The sequence below is a fragment of the Snuella lapsa genome, assembly GCF_039539345.1.
GTDB lineage: Bacteria > Bacteroidota > Bacteroidia > Flavobacteriales > Flavobacteriaceae > Snuella > Snuella lapsa.
Window position 1 is genome coordinate 74812 of record NZ_BAABCY010000078.1, and the last position, 16365, is coordinate 91176.

Genomic DNA, 16365 nt, shown 5'->3' on the forward strand with positions numbered 1-16365 from the left:
GTTTTTATTTCAAAAGAAATAATGAGCCTCTTAATTGAGGCTTTTTTTATGGTTTGAAATCAATTAAGGATCATCTCGTTGTAGCCTAAGAGTGTGTCAAAGCCCTTATTTTTAAAATAGTCATGAGGACGTGTGTTGGAAGTAACCAGAATGAAGTCGCCTCCCCAAGCACCAAGACTTTTTACGCTCCCTTCAAAATCCTTAAAGAAGCGTTCTTTTATAGGAGGAGTCTTTATAAGTTTAGAGATAATGGTTTCGTGTGCTGTTATGAGGTCTTCGAATTCTTCAAGTGAACGACATGAAATTAGTTGTGTGGTAATCGCATGGATTTCTGAAACTGCCGTAAGGGCGTTTCCTTTGTTTGCGTTGTAATGCCTAATCCCCTCACGGCTATTTTGTTTTTTATTCAAGTATACAAAGTATAAATGGTTTTTAAAAGGAGGATTAAAGTCAACCGTATTAACTAAGGGGGTGTTATTGCTTAGCTTGTACGTTATGGGCGTATTGTTTTGGGCACAGGCAATATCATAACCACTGCCACCAAATGTGTTTTCCAATAATGTATAAGCATTAACTTTAGCCCATTGGGCGATATTGTTTATTAGGGTTGATGAGGTGCCAAGTCCCCAGTTTTTAGGGAAGTTTAGTATGGTTTTAACCATAAAACCCGATTCGTGTTTTAGAAAATCAGGATTTAGAGCCTTAGCCGTATTTAAAATCTGTAACAACGTATGGCTCGTGTCATTAAGTATAGTAGAGTGTAGAGGTTTGTATGTAAAAGTATCCTCAAACCAAACTGTGCCATCTGCATCAATGCTTTTCCAAATAAGCTTCGGTTCATTTAGAGGAGTAATATTCAGCCATTGTCCGAATTTGGTAGGAACAGCAAGCGATAAAGCCCCGTCAAGAACAGTATATTCGCCTGTAAGCAGTAGTTTTCCATTGCTGTAATAGTTATCCATCCTTTATTTTTTTGCTCTTAACGCCTTTAAGGCTTCAACAACGGCACTATGTGATACTGTGTGGTTTTCGAAATGTTTTGTAAGACTAGTTTTTTCCTCTTCATTGGCTTCAAACTGATTTAGGATGTTCATTAAATGCATTTTCATATGGCCTTGCTGAATGCCTGTAGTTGTAAGAGATCGCAATGCAGCAAAATTTTGAGCCAGTCCTGCTACGGCTACCACTTGCATGAGTTCTTTAGCCGATGGATGGTGTAATAATTCCAATGCTAATTTTACTAACGGGTGTAATCCCGTAAGACCACCAACAGTGCCTAGAGCTAATGGAATTTCGATCCAAAACGTAAATATGCCGTCTTCAATTTTTGCATGTGTTAAACTGGAGTATTTTCCTTTTCTCGACGCATAGGCATGAACACAGGCTTCAATAGCTCTAAAATCATTTCCCGTAGCTAAAACTACGGCGTCAATGCCATTCATAATGCCTTTGTTATGGGTTACAGCACGATACGGTTCTATTTCCGCAATATTAACAGCTTGAACAAATTTTTGAGCAAATGCCTCCCCCGAAATGTTGCCATCTTTTAAATCTTCTACCTTACAGCTTACTTCAGCACGAACCAGGCATTCTGGAACATAATTAGACAAAATACTCATTACTATTTGAATATTTTTTTCCTCCTCCAAAAAACTGTCGAAAAGCAAGGCTTCTTTCTTAAAGGTCTTCGCAAACTGCTCCAAGCAAGAGTTAATAAAATTGGCGCCCATAGCATCCAGCGTTTCAAACGATGCATGTAGCTGGTAGTATCCTGGGATGTCTTGGGTTTTGTTACGTAATGCAATGTCCATAATGCCGCCACCGCGAGACACCATATTTTTGGTAATGGCTTTGGTGTCAGCAATAAGCTTAGGTTTTATTTGCTTGAAGAAGCTTTCCAGTCTGTTGGGATCGCCGTGGTATATAAAATGTACCTGTCCTATTTTGGTAGTAGACAGTACGGTTGTTTTAAAGCCACCCCTGTCTAACCAAAACTTAGCGGCCTTACTAGCAGCAGCAACTACCGAGCTTTCTTCAATTACCATTGGAATCGTGTACAACTTTCCGTTAATTGAAAAATTAGGAGCCACACCAAGTGGAAGGTAATAATTGCTTATGGTGTTTTCTATAAACTCATCGTGCAATTGTTGTATCTTCTCGTCGGTATTCCAATATTGTTTTAAAACACGTTTAGCAGCCTCAGAGTTCGAAAAATAGGTGTCAACAATCCAATCAATTTTCTTTGATTTGGATAGTTTTGAAAAGCCAGAAATGGATTTGCTCATAAAATGTTTTATTTTCAAAACAAAGATACTATATCTTGATATGAATATTTAATATTTCCTTTTGGGTATTTCGTTATTTAAGTGTTAATAATTAGGGTTTTTTATAGAATTTTTAGTAAACTTGACCCCGTTTTGAGAAATAAGCATTTTTTAATTTGAAATATCAAGAAATCTAAATGAAACGAGCATTAATAAATTTTAAAAATAGCATCAAAAAAGGGTATGTTTAAAATTTTTAATGAGAGAGCGAAGTGTTTGTGTACGTTCTCAATTTTATAATTAGTGTATAATCAAATAATTAACTAAAATTTAAACGTGTGAAATATCAAAAACTTTCACTTTTTGTTTGTCTCTTTTTTACTATAATTTTATTTGCTCAAGAAAAGGAAATCACCCTAGAATCAATTTGGAATGGCACCTTTAGAACGGAAGGAATGGATGTGTTACATTCCATGGCTAATGGTCAGCAATATTCTGTTCTTAATTTTGATAGAGTAACAAGAACTACATCCATAGATATTTACAACTATAAAACCTTAAAGAAGGTAAAAACGTTGGTTAGTTCAGGCGATATAGACGAACTAAAATATTTTACAAACTATACATTTAGTAATGATGAAAGTAAGGTTGTTTTAGCAACTAACGAAGAATCTATATACAGGCGGTCATCACTTGCCAACTACTATGTTTATAATGTTAAGGATAGGTCGGTGATAGCGATTTCAGACAAAAAAATACAAGAACCAACCTTCTCTCCAGACGGAACGAAAGTAGCTTATGGTTTAAACAATAATCTATTTGTTAAAGATTTGCAATCGGGCAAAACCACACAGATTACATTTGATGGAGAAAAAAATAAAATCATTAACGGGATAGCCGATTGGGTTTATGAAGAGGAATTTGCCATTGTGCGCACTTTCGAATGGAATATAAACAGTAATAAATTAGCTTTTTTGCGTTTTGATGAAACCGATGTTCCCGAATTTTCAATGGATATTTACGGTGAAGGATTGTACCCTAAGCAGCAGGTTTTTAAGTACCCTAAAGCAGGAGAAGCAAATGCTGTTGTGTCCCTCCATGTATATGACCTGGACACCAATAAGGCGCATGCGGTAAAGGTAGATAAACAATACAGTGATTTTTATATACCACGTATTAAATGGTCTAATAAGCCAGATGTTTTAAGCGCTCAATTTATGAACAGGCATCAAAACATATTGGATTTATGGATGGTAAATGTGACAACCAATACATCGCGTATTGTGGTTGCCGAAAAAGACCCAGCCTATGTTGATGTTACAGATAACCTCACATTTTTAAAAGACAATAGTTTTATTTGGACGAGTGAAAAAGACGGTTATAACCATATTTACCATTACTCCGAAGAGGGCGAACTAATAAACCAAGTCACTAAAGGAAATTGGGAAGTAACCAATTACTATGGATATGATGAGACAAACGGCAGAGTGTTTTATCAATCCGTAGAGAATGGATCTATTAATAGAGATGTCTATGCCGTAAAATTAAACGGACGGGATAAAACGAGGCTTACTAAAAGTGAAGGAACCAATAATGCAGCCTTTAGCGCCGATTTTTCATACTTTATCAATACGTTTTCTAGTGCAACAACACCGCCAGAGTATACACTAAACAGTGCAGCATCTGGTGATTTAATAAAAAGTATAAAAGATAATGACGTCCTGTCACAACAACTTTCAGAATATAAAACCTCCAAAAAAGAGTTTAGCACGATCCATGTTAATGGAAATGATCTGAACATGTGGATGATTAAACCATCTAATTTTGATACAACTAAGCAATACCCATTATTAATGTACCAATATTCAGGGCCTGGCTCGCAATCGGTAGCCAATAGGTGGAATGGAGCAAACGACTACTGGTACCAGCATTTAGCACAACAGGGTTATATTGTTGTATGTGTTGATGGAAGGGGGACCGGTTATAAAGGTGCTGCCTTTAAAAAAGTAACGCAGCTTCAATTAGGGAAGTATGAATTGGAAGATCAAATAGAAGCAGCCAAACAATTAGGGAATTTACCTTATATTGATGCCAGTCGTATAGGTATATGGGGGTGGAGCTTTGGAGGCTTTATGAGTAGTAATGCCCTATTTAAAGGGAATGACGTATTTAAAATGGCCATTGCCGTAGCACCTGTAACAAGTTGGCGGTTTTACGATTCTATTTATACCGAACGTTACATGACGACGCCACAAGAAAATACGGGAGGCTATGATGACAATTCACCTTTAAGTCATGTCGATAAACTAAAAGGAGATTTTTTGTTGGTGCACGGATCTGCTGACGATAATGTACATTTGCAAAATACCATGCGTTTAGTAGAAGCCCTGATTCAAGCAGATAAACCATTTGAATGGGCAGTATACCCAGATGATAATCATGGGATATATGGTGGCAATACGCGTTTGCATTTGTATAAAAAAATGACACGTTTTATCCATGAGAAACTTGGGGATAAACGTCAAGTTGAAGAAAGTAAGAAAGACAAAACAATAGAGATTAAAGGATAGAAACTAACTAATAATAGATTTATGACAAATTCGGCTACAATTAAACAAAAAGAACTATTTGGACATCCTGTAGGGTTGTATATTTTATTTTTAACCGAAATGTGGGAGCGCTTTTCGTATTATGGAATGCGGGCTATATTGGTGTTATATCTTGTCGCTGAAACTGCTGCTAATAATCCGGGCTTAGGATGGGCAAATGATAGTGCGATAGCACTTTATGGATGGTACACTATGTTTGTTTACGTAGCATCAATTCCCGGAGGGATTATTGCAGACAAGCTTTTAGGTCAGCGTAAATCGGTTTTCGTAGGTGGAATGTTGCTTGTTGCGGGACATAGTGTTTTGGCTATCGAGCAGATGTGGGCGTTTTATACAGGTTTGATCCTTATTGTAATGGGGGTAGGTATGCTTAAGCCTAATATTTCAACTATGGTTGGAGGTTTATATCCTAAAAATGAACAAAATAAGAGAGATATGGGGTTCTATATCTTTTATATGGGAATTAATTTAGGAGCTGCTACTGCCGCTATTATAGTGGGTTATGTAGGGCAAAATATAGGATGGCATTATGGTTTTGGCTTGGCGGGAATAGGTATGGCAATTGGGCAGCTAACATATTGGTTAGGGCAAAAACATATCAAACATGTGGGTAATTTGGTAGAAGATAATAGATCAGAAGAAGAGAAAAAGGAAAGCAAAAACCTATTCTTGTCTATTTTCAATCATACCAACTCAATCGTAGGTTTTACCCTAATGACTGTTTTAGGGCTTGTGGTTTGGTTTGGTTTAGGATCGTGGTCTTACGGAGTGTTAATCATTGCATTGGCTTTTGCTGTTGGTGTGGCTATTGTAGTTTATAATGACGGGAATAAAGTTGAAAAGGATCGTATCTTGGTTACTTATATATCTTTCTTGATCATTATCATATTTTGGGGGTCTTTTGAGCAAGCTGGTGGTTTGTTGAATATTTATGCGGACCAAAAAACAGATTTGAGGCTAGGAAGTTTTGATGTTCCAGCAAGTTGGTTTCAATCGGTTAACGCCATCTTCATCTTGATTTTTGCGACTATTGTTGGAAGTTTTTGGGTGTGGTGGAAAAATCGTAAAAAAGAATCCTCTTCTTTGTTCAAGATGGCCATAGGTGTTATTATTATGGGTTGGGGATTTTTCTTTATGTCCATAGCTAGTAATGAAGTAGGGTACGATGCAACAGGAGAAGTCATTCAAAAATCAGGAATGCAGTGGTTAGTTTTAGCGTATTTATTTCATACATTGGGAGAATTATGTGCATCGCCAGTAGCTTTGTCTTTTATAACAAAATTGGCGCCAGAACGTTGGATGGCGTTTATGATGGGAGCTTATTTTGCAGCTACAGGTTTAGGAAATAAAGTTGCAGGCCTTTTAGGAGAATCTGCTTCAGAGTTTGGAGAGTTTGCAATATTTACTGGTATTGCTGTTTTTTGTACAATTTTTGGAATCTTAGTTATACTAGTTTTGAAGCCTTTAAAACGATTAACACATGGGGCTGAAGAGCTTGAAGGGGGCAATAATAATGATGAAACTGAAGGTTTTGAATTGGCAGATACTAATGCTTAGTACAGGTTTAAAAAGAATAGATTAAATCAATATAAAGTTATAAATTATATAAGTTCGATGGAAGTAACAAAGTTTAAATTTGAAGGCTCAGAAATGAATCAAAAACTATTGATGGGTCACCCTAGTGGTTTGTTTGTTTTGTTTTTTACCGAGATGTGGGAACGTTTTTCCTATTATGGAATGAGAGCCTTATTGGTTTTGTTTTTAACATCTGCCTTAATTGATGGAGGCTGGGCTTGGTCAAGAGAAGATGCTTTAGGTCTTTATGGAACTTATACCATGCTTGTTTATTTTTCGCCAATACTTGGTGGTTTTATTGCAGATAAATATTTAGGTTATAGGATGGCGGTAGCTATTGGTGCATTAATAATGACCTTAGGGCATGCATCTATGGCTTTAGACACTCCTTGGAGCTTATATTTGGGAATTGCGTTTTTGGTGGCAGGTAATGGCTTGTTTAAGCCCAATATTACATCGATTATTAATGGAGTTTACTTAAACGCTCAGGATAAAAAAGATGGTGCTTTTACCATTTTTTATATGGGGGTCAATGCAGGCGCATTTTTAGGAATTATGCTATGTGGGTATATTGGAGAAACTATTGGTTGGCATTGGGGCTTTGGTTTGGCTGGTATTTTTATGTTTTTGGGAATGTTACAGTTTTGGTTTGCCCAAGGCATCTTTGGCAATGTGGGCTTGGCGCCTTCAAAAACAACGGATTTGTCTGATGCAGTAGAAAATATAACCAACCAAACAAAAGAAGAAGTGCCAACTAAAGTACAGCGTGATAGGTACATTGTTGTTGGGATTTTGGCAATATTTACCATATTTTTTTGGGCAGCTTTTGAACAAGCTGGAGGTTCAATGACCATTTTTGCAAAAGATTATACCAATAGAGTTTTGGAGGGCAGTTCAGCTTTTATTTTTAGACTGTCTAATACATTGCTTACGGTTGTTCCTTTAATGATTATTACTTATGTGTTACTAAAGTTGTTTAGAATTACTTTTAAAAAATATGCTTTATCAAATGCATTTTTAGGTTTTAGTTTTCTTATTATTTGGGGAATCGTTTTATGGATGTTATATACACAATTTAATGAAGAGTCTACCGAGATTCCTGCATCTTGGTTTGGAATATTGAATTCATTTTACATTATTGCTTTTGCTCCATTATTCTCTAAAATCTGGGAGAGCAAATTTAATCCTCCAGCAACAGTGAAATTTGGGATAGGCTTAATTTTATTGGGGCTTGGATTCGGAATATTAGCTTATGGATCTACAAACATTCTTCCAGGGGCAAAAACGGCATCGGTAAGTATTGTGTGGCTTATTTTGGCTTATTTGTTCCATACCTTAGGAGAACTTAGTTTATCGCCTGTAGGATTATCTTATGTGTCTAAATTAGTGCCAGCTACTAAAATCGGAATGATGTTTGGACTTTGGTATATTGCCATTGGACTTGGTAATAAAGCAGCTGGGTCAATGGGAGGGATGATCGATTCGATTACGGCCGAATACTCAATGACGACCTTCTTTTTAATTTTTACATTGGTGCCCATTATAGCAGGGCTTATTGTTATTGGTTTAACACCATTTGTGAAAAAGCTAATGCATGGCGTGCGTTAATCGATAAAATCGTTAAAATAAACTCAAAAAGCCCCTGTTTAGGGGCTTTTTTTGTAAGTTAGGAGCGAACTTTGCAACATAAGAGTGTAATAAAGTTAGTTTAAAATATAACATGAAAAAAGTCTTACTTGCGCTGTTGTTAATCGCTTTTGTATCAATTACAAGTTTTTCCCAAGAATTAACTTGGCATACGGATATGAAAAAAGCGTCCGATATAGCTATAAAAGAGAATAAACCCGTATTAATGTTCTTTACGGGGTCCGATTGGTGTGGGTGGTGTAAAAAACTCCAAAAAGAAGTTTTTCAAACGCAAGACTTTGAAATTTGGGCTAAGAACAATGTGGTTTTAATGGAATTGGATTTTCCAAGACGAGCAGATCAAGAGCAATCGGTTAAGGTTCAAAATTACCAACTGCAGAAAATTTTTAATGTAAGGGGGTATCCGACTGTCTTTTTTGTTAATCCAGAAAAGAAACCAGATGGAAAAATGAATTTGAATAGTTTAGGAAAAACTGGATTTGTGCGAGGTGGCGCGCAACAATGGTTAGCAGTAGCAAATAATATTATAAAAAAATAGCAATGATGAAACGAATAGGATGTACACTTATTTTGACTTTGTTGACTTCGGTTACAGTCATATCGCAGGAAATTAATTGGGTAACACTTCAGGAAGCTGTAGTATTACAGAAGAAAAACCCTAAAAAAATAATGATAGATATGTACACCAATTGGTGTGGCCCCTGTAAGATGCTAGATAAAAATACGTTTCAAAATAAAGACGTAGCCGATTATGTAAACAAGCATTATTATGCTGTAAAGTTTAACGCAGAAGGAAATGAAGAGGTTGATTTTAAAGACAGAACGTTTAAAAACCCAGGATATAATCCCGATAATGCCAACAGGCGAAACTCACCGCATGAGCTGTCCCGTTACTTTCAGATTACGGCATATCCAACTATTGTATTTTTAGATGAGAAAGGCGATATGATAGCTCCTATAAAAGGGTATAAAAAGCCGCAAGATTTAGAGTTGTACTTAAAGCTGTTTAAAGCAGATGCCCATAAAGACATGGATACTCAGGAGAAGTTTAATGCTTATTACAAAGCATTTAAACCTGAGTTTCAGGGGTAATACCTAATAGTTTATAATAAAAGCTCCCTTTTTACTGGTATTGTGAAAAGGGAGCTTCCGTTTTTTACATATACTTTCCCAGTAGGTTGTGTACGATTTATAATTACTGCCATCTGCAATAATGTGTTTAGGGTTTAAGGAGTCGATTAAACGGTTCAAATTTAATTGCGGAGATTGTCGTAACAACACATAATCTGGTTTGAAGGATTTTATATTGTAAATACCTAAACTGTCGATAACCAATAATGTTTTGTTGTTCAGGATATAAACAGGTTGCAGACTGTCAGTTTCAAATTCACTAATATGATTTCCTGTTGTGTAGTCTGTAATAGGTTTTATGGAAGATGAAGGTGCGTTCTTAAGATCATGAGCAATAATGGTTTTGCTTTTTAGTGTGTTTGCTAGTAAGGTTTGTCGGTTTTTATGGAATATAACAAGTTGATGCTTCGGTTTGTTGTATGTGGTATAAATATAGGATAATTGAAAGCAAGCAATAGCGGTTAATACCCAAACAAAACGCTTATACGTTCTTTTGTAAAAACTGTTTATTAATGTAATTAGTAAAAAGTAGGCACAGATCAGGAATAGAAAATTAAATGCAATTGACTTAATTAAAAAAGCTTCTTGTTGCGATAAAAGCTTAACAAAACGATTCATTAACTCTATCAAGTTGCCAAATAGAGAAGCATAAAATTGAGGAAGTAGGTTTAATAAAGCCAGGGCAATGAGAAGTATGCCCAAACCAAGTATAATACCTAATAAAGGAACAATAACTAAGTTTGATACAAAGAATAGACTTGGAAACTGGTGAAAGTAAAATAAACTAAGCGGCAAGATGCCTAACTGAGCCGATAGAGTTATGCTTAAAGTATGCCATAATGTGTCAATGGGCCTGTACCGTGGTTGCCAAAGTTTATATAGGAGCGGGTCGATACTTACAATGGCAAAAACAGCTAAATAACTTAGCTGGAAACCTACATCAAACAAGAACAAGGGCTTTATAAGTAGGATGATGAACATGCTTATTGCTAGTGTATTAAATATATTGGTAGGCCTTTTAAGGTTTATGGCAATAGCAACAATGCTAAACATGGTTACAGCTCTGGTTACAGAAGCAGATAGCCCTGCTATAGTAGCAAAACACCATAATATGCTAACAAGGATGATAGTCTTCACTAATTTACCGTGTTTAAAGCTTTCCAATGGTTTTAAGAGGTAGCTGAGAATTAACAAAATAATGCCTACATGCAAACCAGAAACAGCTAAAATATGTATAGCCCCAGCATTAACATAGTTGGAGTAAATGGAGTCGCTAATATCTTGGCGTTGCCCTAAAAGGAAGGCATTGATAATTGCCAGTACATCTGGTTTAAAGTGATATGCTTTAAGCTTTGAATTAATATGATCCCTAATGTAGTTAGCCATTCCTAATAATGTATGCGGTTTGGAACTGATAGGTAAAAGCCGTTTTTTATTGGTAACGATTTGGTGGTAGATGGATTTCTTTTTTAAAAAAGATTTATAGTTAAATTGGTGTGGGTTTAGAGGTTCAGGAATGGCTTTAAAGAGGGTTTTGCAAATAAGAATATCGTCTACTTTGAGTTGACTGAAGGTAGAGTCTTTTTCAACATTTAAAAGCGATCTGCCATTTACCTTGGAGGAGTCAATCGTTAAAATATCTACAATATATTTTTCATGGTAATTTGTTGGTTTAAGGGTTTCTCGAACCTTAAAGGTGATGGTTTTAAGTGAATCCTCTTTAGCTCTAATGTATTTTGAGTAGTGGTTGGCGTTAAATTGAGGATTGTTAAGGTTTACTATTAGTGTACCTATTGCCACCATAAGCAAAAAGCAGGTGAGACCAAAGCTGATGGTTTTGGTAAACCGATTTTTGGTAAAAAAATATATAATGGTGAGTATTCCCAATAACGTGAGGGAAATCAATAAACTTATTGCAATGGGAGGGGTGTATGCATAGCCAATAAGGATGCCTGTAATGAGGCAACATGTTAACTTAATTATTGTGAAGTTAAGTAAATTCATACATCTGCAAGATAAAAAATATCTTACAAAACTCTGCGTGCTTCAACAAATGATGTTTTCCAGTAATTTTCAGTTAAGGACGAAACAATAACGCCTTTTCGAGTTGTAGCATGAATAAACTTAATGATTTTGTTGGTTGAAGTTATTACCAAACCCACATGGTTAATGGTATTTCTTCTGTTTTGGGTTTTAAAGAATAACAAGTCTCCGTTTTTAACCTTGTTTAAAGGAACTTTATGGCCTTTTTTAGCCATGTCACGTGAAATTCTCGGAAGCAGAATGTTGAAAGTCCTAAAAGATTCAAATACCAGTCCAGAACAATCCATACCATTCTCTGTGGTGCCTCCCCATTTATACCGTACCCCTTCAAATTGTTTAGCATAGCTAATAATGGTTTCAGCTTTTGAGGTAGCTGTGTTTATTTTTGAAGGATCTAAAGAGTCAGTTTTGTTGTTGGTAGATGTTTGGTCTATAGCCGAAGGCTCAATAATTATCTTTGATGCAGTTTTCTTTGAGTGTTTTGATTGTTTGCTGGATTTACAGCTACCTGTAAATAAAGTAATAAACGCTATGAAAATAAGCCTCTTCATTAAATTTAAACAGGTGTATTAAGCGCATTAAAAATTAATTCAGCAGCTTTTTTACTGGCACCTTTACCTCCTAACACTTTTTCCAATTCGTAATAGTCTAAAAATATTTTAGAACGCACAGTTGGATCTAAAATACGATCCATTTCTTTCTTCAGTCTTTTTTTGTTAAAATCATTTTGGATAAGTTCAGTAACAACTTCTTTATCCATGATTAAATTAACCAATGATATAAATTTTAAAGTAATGATTCTTTTGGCAATGTGATAAGAAAGCCAGCTACCTTTGTAACAGACAACTTGGGGTACTTTAAATAAAGCCGTTTCTAGTGTGGCAGTTCCCGAAGTTACAATTGCTGCATATGAAATACTTAAAAGGTCGTAGGTTTTATTTGTAACAAAACCAATATTAGATTTAGATATAAAGGTTTTGTAAAATTCGAAATCTTGACTAGGTGCACCTGCTATTACAAATTGGTAATCTTTGTAGTCATCTGCCAGGCTTAGCATTAGCGAGAGTGTTTTCGTAATTTCCTGTTTCCTGCTACCGGGTAAAAGGGCGATAACGGGCTTGTCGTTAAGTAAATGCTTTGTTCTAAATTCGAATTCATCAATTTGAACCCTATCTGAAATGGCATCTATTAATGGGTGGCCTACAAAGTTAACATCGTATTGGAACTGTTCTTTATAAAATGCCTTCTCAAAAGGGAGTATAACATACATGGCATCAATATCTCTTTTAATGGCATGTACACGATTGGCTCTCGAAGCCCAAACTTGTGGAGAAATATAATAGTTGGTTTTAAACCCTTTTGCCTTGGCCCATTTAGCTATGCGTAAGTTAAAACCCGAATTGTCTATGAATATAATAACGTCGGGATTAAACGATTCAATGTCATGCTTACACAAAGAAATATCCTTAAAAATCTTAGATAAATTTTTAATGACTTCTGCAAATCCCATAAAAGACCGCTCTTTGTAATGTTTTATCAAAGTGCCACCAACAGCTTGCATTAAGTCACCTCCCCAAAAGCGAAAGTTAGCATCAACATCTTGTTTTGATAATGCTTTCATTAAATTGGAACCATGTAAATCGCCCGATGCTTCGCCAGCTATAATGTAGTACTTCATTAAAATAACTTAAATAAGTTTAAAAACAAAGGTGAAAACAGCAATAAATACCGTAATTAGAAGAACGCCCCTAGCACGGTAATCCTGTTTCTTTTTTATAAATATAAAAAATACAATCAGATTTAAAATGGCGCCTAAGCTAATAAGTTTACCTAGGAATCCTTGAGCTGCTGCAGCTTTGATTACAGTTATAAAATCATCGTCATTCCCTAATACGGTTGCTGTCAATAGGAGTCCGATGGCATTAGCGATCAAACCAACAATAATTCCTATAAAGATGTCTCTTTTTTTAAGCATTTAGATTCCAGTTGTTTAAATTTTGAATATAATAATGAGCGGTTAAGTCGAATTGTGTCGGAACTACAGAAACATAGCCGTTTTCTAAGGCCCACTCGTCTGTGTCTTCTCCATGATCTAAGTTGACAAATTTTCCAGTAAGCCAGTAATAGTCTTTGCCCTGTGGATTTTTACGTTTGTCGAATTCTTCAACCCAATTGGCCTTAGCTTGTCTACATACTTTAATGCCTTTTATATTATGACCGGAAATATTAGGGATGTTAACATTTAAAATTATGCCTTCTGGCAAACCGTTTTTTAATACCTCTTCAGTTATTTTTTTTACATAAGGCTTACACGCTTCAAAATCGGCATGCCATTTATAGTCGAGTAATGAAAAGCCAATAGCAGGGATGCCTTCAATACCAGCTTCTATAGCAGCACTCATAGTTCCAGAATAAATAACATTTATAGACGAGTTGGAACCATGGTTAATGCCCGATACGCATAAGTCGGGTTTGCGATCCAGTATTTCCCGTATAGCCAATTTAACGCAATCGGCAGGCGTTCCAGAACAACTGTATTCGGGTTGCGAATTATTACCAAGTTTAACCTGTCTAACATATAGTGTAGAATCCAGTGTAATAGCATGTCCCATACCACTTTGTGGGCTGTCGGGAGCTACCACTACCACATCACCAATGGTATTCATAATGGTAATAAGCATTCGTATTCCTGGGGCATTGATGCCATCGTCGTTGGTAATTAATATAAGCGGTCTTTTTGTCATATATATCCTTAAAATACAGCGTTGCTAAAATACATAATTTCCTTTGTAAACACCCTATTTCTTTGGTTTAACAAAAAATTAGGTGGACAAATCTTTATTGGCATGGATTTTTCTTTATTTTAGTAGAAAAATAAATTGAAGGTTTTAGGGCGTGAAGTAATATTGAAAAGTTTTACGGCCTAAATATGATAAAGAAATTAAGAGATGAAGAAAATTATGAAAAGGAATTATAAGGTATTACTGTTGGTTTTTCTATTGGCATTTGCCTCATGTAGCTTTACGACCAAGACATTTAGCGACCCAGATAAAGATAAGTTGCTAATGCAAGTGATTACATTTGTTTTACAACAAGGACATTTTGATCCAATTGAGATTAACGATGGTTTTTCTGCCGACTTTTTTCAAGATTATATTGAGATTACCGATCCAGCTAAACGTTATTTTTATAAATCAGATATAGAAGAATTCGAAACGTTTAAATTAGATATTGATGACCAAATAAAGGTTGCGGATATTTCATTTTTTAACTTGGTAAATTCTAGATTATTACAACGTATAGAAGAAATAAAGGGAATATACAAAGAAGTGCTGTCAAAGCCTTTTGACTATTCTATTGATGAAACCTTCGATACCAATTATGAAAACAGCGATTTTGTTAAGAATAAAAAAGAAATGAAAGAACGTTGGAGAAAACAACTTAAGTTTTCTACTCTTTCGTATTATGACGATATATATAATCAAGAAACCCAAGCGAAGGAAAAAGATGCTTCCCATGTTATGAAAACAGAAGCTGAAATAGAAAAAGAAGCAAGGGAAGCTACATTAAAATCCATAGACGTTTACTTTAATGATAATATTGATGATTTACAAAGAGAAGACTGGTTTGCTGTTTATGTGAATACTATTGTGGAGGAGTTCGATCCGCATACCTATTACTTAGCACCAAGAGGTAAGGAAGATTTCGATATTCGAATGAAAGGAAAGCTTGAGGGGATTGGAGCAAGGCTGCAAAAACGAATGGATTATATAAAAGTAGTAGAATTGATTTCTGGCGGGCCTGCTTGGAGAGGTAGAGAGTTAGAAGTTGAAGATGTAATATTGAAGGTAAAGCAAGAAGATGAGGAATTTCCTGTAAACATCGTAGGGATGCGAATTAATGATGCTATTAAGTATATTAAAGGACCTAAAGGAACCAAGGTAACCTTAACAGTGAAAAAAGTTGATGGTACCATAAAAGATATTACCATTACCAGGGATGTGGTGGAAATTATGGAAACCTATGCAAAATCTTCGGTTGTTAAAAAGGAAGGAAAAACATTCGGGGTTATTAACTTGCCAGCATTTTATGTAGACTTTCAAGATTACAAGAAATTGAATGCAGCCAAAGATGTAAAGGAAGAGATTGAACGTTTAAAAGCCGAAGGAATGGAGGGCTTGGTGTTGGATTTACGTAATAATGGCGGTGGATCTTTGCCTGCTGTTGTAGATATGGCAGGTTTGTTTATTAAAGAAGGGCCAGTAGTGCAGGTGCGTAGTACCGGTAGTGCTAAAGAGGTCTTGAAAGACAGGGATAAATCCATAGCTTGGGATGGGCCTTTAGTTATTTTAGTTAATGAAATTTCTGCTTCAGCTTCAGAAATTATGGCAGCAGCTATGCAAGATTATAAGCGTGCTATAGTTATTGGAAGTAAGCAAACATATGGAAAAGGAACTGTACAAAATGTTATTAACCTCAATAATATGCTTCGAAATAATACTAGTGGAGATTTGGGAGCTTTGGCTTTAACCACTCAAAAGTATTACCGAATAAGTGGAGGATCTGTGCAGTTAGAAGGCGTTAAAAGTGATGTTAAAGTGCCAGGGCGATTTAGTTTTATAGAAGTAGGAGAGAAGGATAAAGATAATCCCCTGCCTTGGGATGAGATCGATGCAGCCGATTTTTCACCTTGGGAAAATTATTTCGATTATGAGAATACCATTAGTAAAAGTAAGGATAGAATGGGGCATAACGAACAGTTGAAACTTATTGAAGAAAATGCTAAATGGGTAAAAAGTAAAATAGATGAAACGGTTTTTTCTTTAAACTATAAAAAGTATAAATCCGATATAGAATTAAGTGAACAAGAAGCCAAGCGGTTTGATGCTATCGCAGATTATAAGACCAACTTAACGTTCGACTCAACAAGTTATGAAAAGTCTCTTTTTGAAAAGGATACTACCGATTTAAAGGAAAAACGAAACCGTTGGCACGAGAGCTTAAGTCGAGATGTGTACATAGAAGAAGCTTTAAATGTGTTGACAGATTTAAAAATGTCTTATGCGGTAAAAAAAGTAGCGACTATAAAAGAATAA

At 35.6% G+C, this 16365-nt stretch carries 13 protein-coding genes; 6 read left to right on the forward strand and 7 right to left on the reverse strand.

Annotation, left to right across the window (positions count from 1 at the left end; all coding sequences use genetic code 11):
- Window positions 1-59 precede the first annotated feature (59 nt).
- On the reverse strand, window positions 60-962 hold the full coding sequence (locus tag ABD792_RS14705) for a GYDIA family GHMP kinase (protein ID WP_345007034.1): 903 nt from the start codon (window positions 960-962) through the stop codon (window positions 60-62).
- A gap of 3 nt (window positions 963-965) precedes the next feature.
- The gene (locus ABD792_RS14710; RefSeq protein ID WP_345007118.1) at window positions 966-2297 is read right to left on the reverse strand and encodes a hydroxymethylglutaryl-CoA reductase, degradative; all 1332 of its coding nucleotides are present in this window, start codon (window positions 2295-2297) and stop codon (window positions 966-968) included.
- A gap of 305 nt (window positions 2298-2602) precedes the next feature.
- Between ABD792_RS14710 and ABD792_RS14715 the strand changes: the two genes are divergently transcribed.
- From ABD792_RS14715 to ABD792_RS14735, 5 genes are all read left to right on the forward strand, one after another.
- The gene (locus ABD792_RS14715) at window positions 2603-4834 is read left to right on the forward strand and encodes a S9 family peptidase (protein ID WP_345007035.1); all 2232 of its coding nucleotides are present in this window, start codon (window positions 2603-2605) and stop codon (window positions 4832-4834) included.
- Between the two features lie 21 nt (window positions 4835-4855).
- Window positions 4856-6430, forward strand: a complete 1575-nt coding sequence (locus tag ABD792_RS14720; protein ID WP_345007037.1) for a peptide MFS transporter — start codon at window positions 4856-4858, stop codon at window positions 6428-6430.
- 57 nt (window positions 6431-6487) lie between these two features.
- The gene (locus ABD792_RS14725) at window positions 6488-8056 is read left to right on the forward strand and encodes a peptide MFS transporter (RefSeq protein WP_345007038.1); all 1569 of its coding nucleotides are present in this window, start codon (window positions 6488-6490) and stop codon (window positions 8054-8056) included.
- Window positions 8057-8168: 112 nt separating this feature from the next.
- Window positions 8169-8633: a thioredoxin family protein gene (locus ABD792_RS14730; protein ID WP_345007040.1), complete on the forward strand. Its 465-nt coding sequence runs from the start codon at window positions 8169-8171 to the stop codon at window positions 8631-8633.
- 2 nt (window positions 8634-8635) lie between these two features.
- Window positions 8636-9187 (forward strand): thioredoxin family protein, encoded by a 552-nt coding sequence (locus tag ABD792_RS14735; RefSeq protein ID WP_345007042.1) that lies wholly within the window; start codon window positions 8636-8638, stop codon window positions 9185-9187.
- A 3-nt stretch (window positions 9188-9190) separates the two neighbouring features.
- Here ABD792_RS14735 and ABD792_RS14740 read toward each other — a convergent pair whose 3' ends face one another.
- From ABD792_RS14740 to surE, 5 genes are read right to left on the reverse strand one after another with little or no spacing between them, the layout of a single operon-like run.
- Window positions 9191-11230, reverse strand: coding sequence for a ComEC/Rec2 family competence protein (locus tag ABD792_RS14740; protein ID WP_345007043.1), 2040 nt, complete (start codon window positions 11228-11230; stop codon window positions 9191-9193).
- A 23-nt stretch (window positions 11231-11253) separates the two neighbouring features.
- Window positions 11254-11820, reverse strand: coding sequence for a C40 family peptidase (locus tag ABD792_RS14745; protein WP_345007046.1), 567 nt, complete (start codon window positions 11818-11820; stop codon window positions 11254-11256).
- Window positions 11821-11825: 5 nt separating this feature from the next.
- Window positions 11826-12947, reverse strand: coding sequence for a lipid-A-disaccharide synthase (gene lpxB / locus ABD792_RS14750; protein ID WP_345007047.1), 1122 nt, complete (start codon window positions 12945-12947; stop codon window positions 11826-11828).
- Between the two features lie 9 nt (window positions 12948-12956).
- A complete protein-coding gene (locus tag ABD792_RS14755; RefSeq protein WP_345007048.1) occupies window positions 12957-13244 on the reverse strand; it encodes a hypothetical protein in 288 nt (95 codons plus the stop codon).
- Entirely contained in the window at window positions 13237-14013 is a 777-nt protein-coding gene (surE, locus tag ABD792_RS14760) for a 5'/3'-nucleotidase SurE (RefSeq protein WP_345007049.1), read from the reverse strand. The genes ABD792_RS14755 and surE overlap by 8 nt, the downstream gene beginning before the upstream one ends.
- Window positions 14014-14229: 216 nt before the next feature.
- On the opposite strand from surE, the gene ABD792_RS14765 reads away from it, so the two are divergent.
- Window positions 14230-16365 (forward strand): carboxy terminal-processing peptidase, encoded by a 2136-nt coding sequence (locus ABD792_RS14765; protein ID WP_345007119.1) that lies wholly within the window; start codon window positions 14230-14232, stop codon window positions 16363-16365.

Bases quoted from the DNA above. Each gene is read 5' to 3' on its own strand.
- ABD792_RS14740 (WP_345007043.1), bottom strand. From the start codon at position 11,230: ATGAATTTACTTAACTTCACAATAATTAAGTTAACATGTTGCCTCATT.
- ABD792_RS14730 (WP_345007040.1), top strand. From the start codon at position 8,169: ATGAAAAAAGTCTTACTTGCGCTGTTGTTAATCGCTTTTGTATCAATT.
- ABD792_RS14735 (WP_345007042.1), top strand. From the start codon at position 8,636: ATGATGAAACGAATAGGATGTACACTTATTTTGACTTTGTTGACTTCG.
- lpxB (WP_345007047.1), bottom strand. From the start codon at position 12,947: ATGAAGTACTACATTATAGCTGGCGAAGCATCGGGCGATTTACATGGT.
- ABD792_RS14720 (WP_345007037.1), top strand. From the start codon at position 4,856: ATGACAAATTCGGCTACAATTAAACAAAAAGAACTATTTGGACATCCT.
- ABD792_RS14755 (WP_345007048.1), bottom strand. From the start codon at position 13,244: ATGCTTAAAAAAAGAGACATCTTTATAGGAATTATTGTTGGTTTGATC.
- surE (WP_345007049.1), bottom strand. From the start codon at position 14,013: ATGACAAAAAGACCGCTTATATTAATTACCAACGACGATGGCATCAAT.
- ABD792_RS14745 (WP_345007046.1), bottom strand. From the start codon at position 11,820: ATGAAGAGGCTTATTTTCATAGCGTTTATTACTTTATTTACAGGTAGC.
- ABD792_RS14725 (WP_345007038.1), top strand. From the start codon at position 6,488: ATGGAAGTAACAAAGTTTAAATTTGAAGGCTCAGAAATGAATCAAAAA.
- ABD792_RS14705 (WP_345007034.1), bottom strand. From the start codon at position 962: ATGGATAACTATTACAGCAATGGAAAACTACTGCTTACAGGCGAATAT.
- ABD792_RS14765 (WP_345007119.1), top strand. From the start codon at position 14,230: ATGAAAAGGAATTATAAGGTATTACTGTTGGTTTTTCTATTGGCATTT.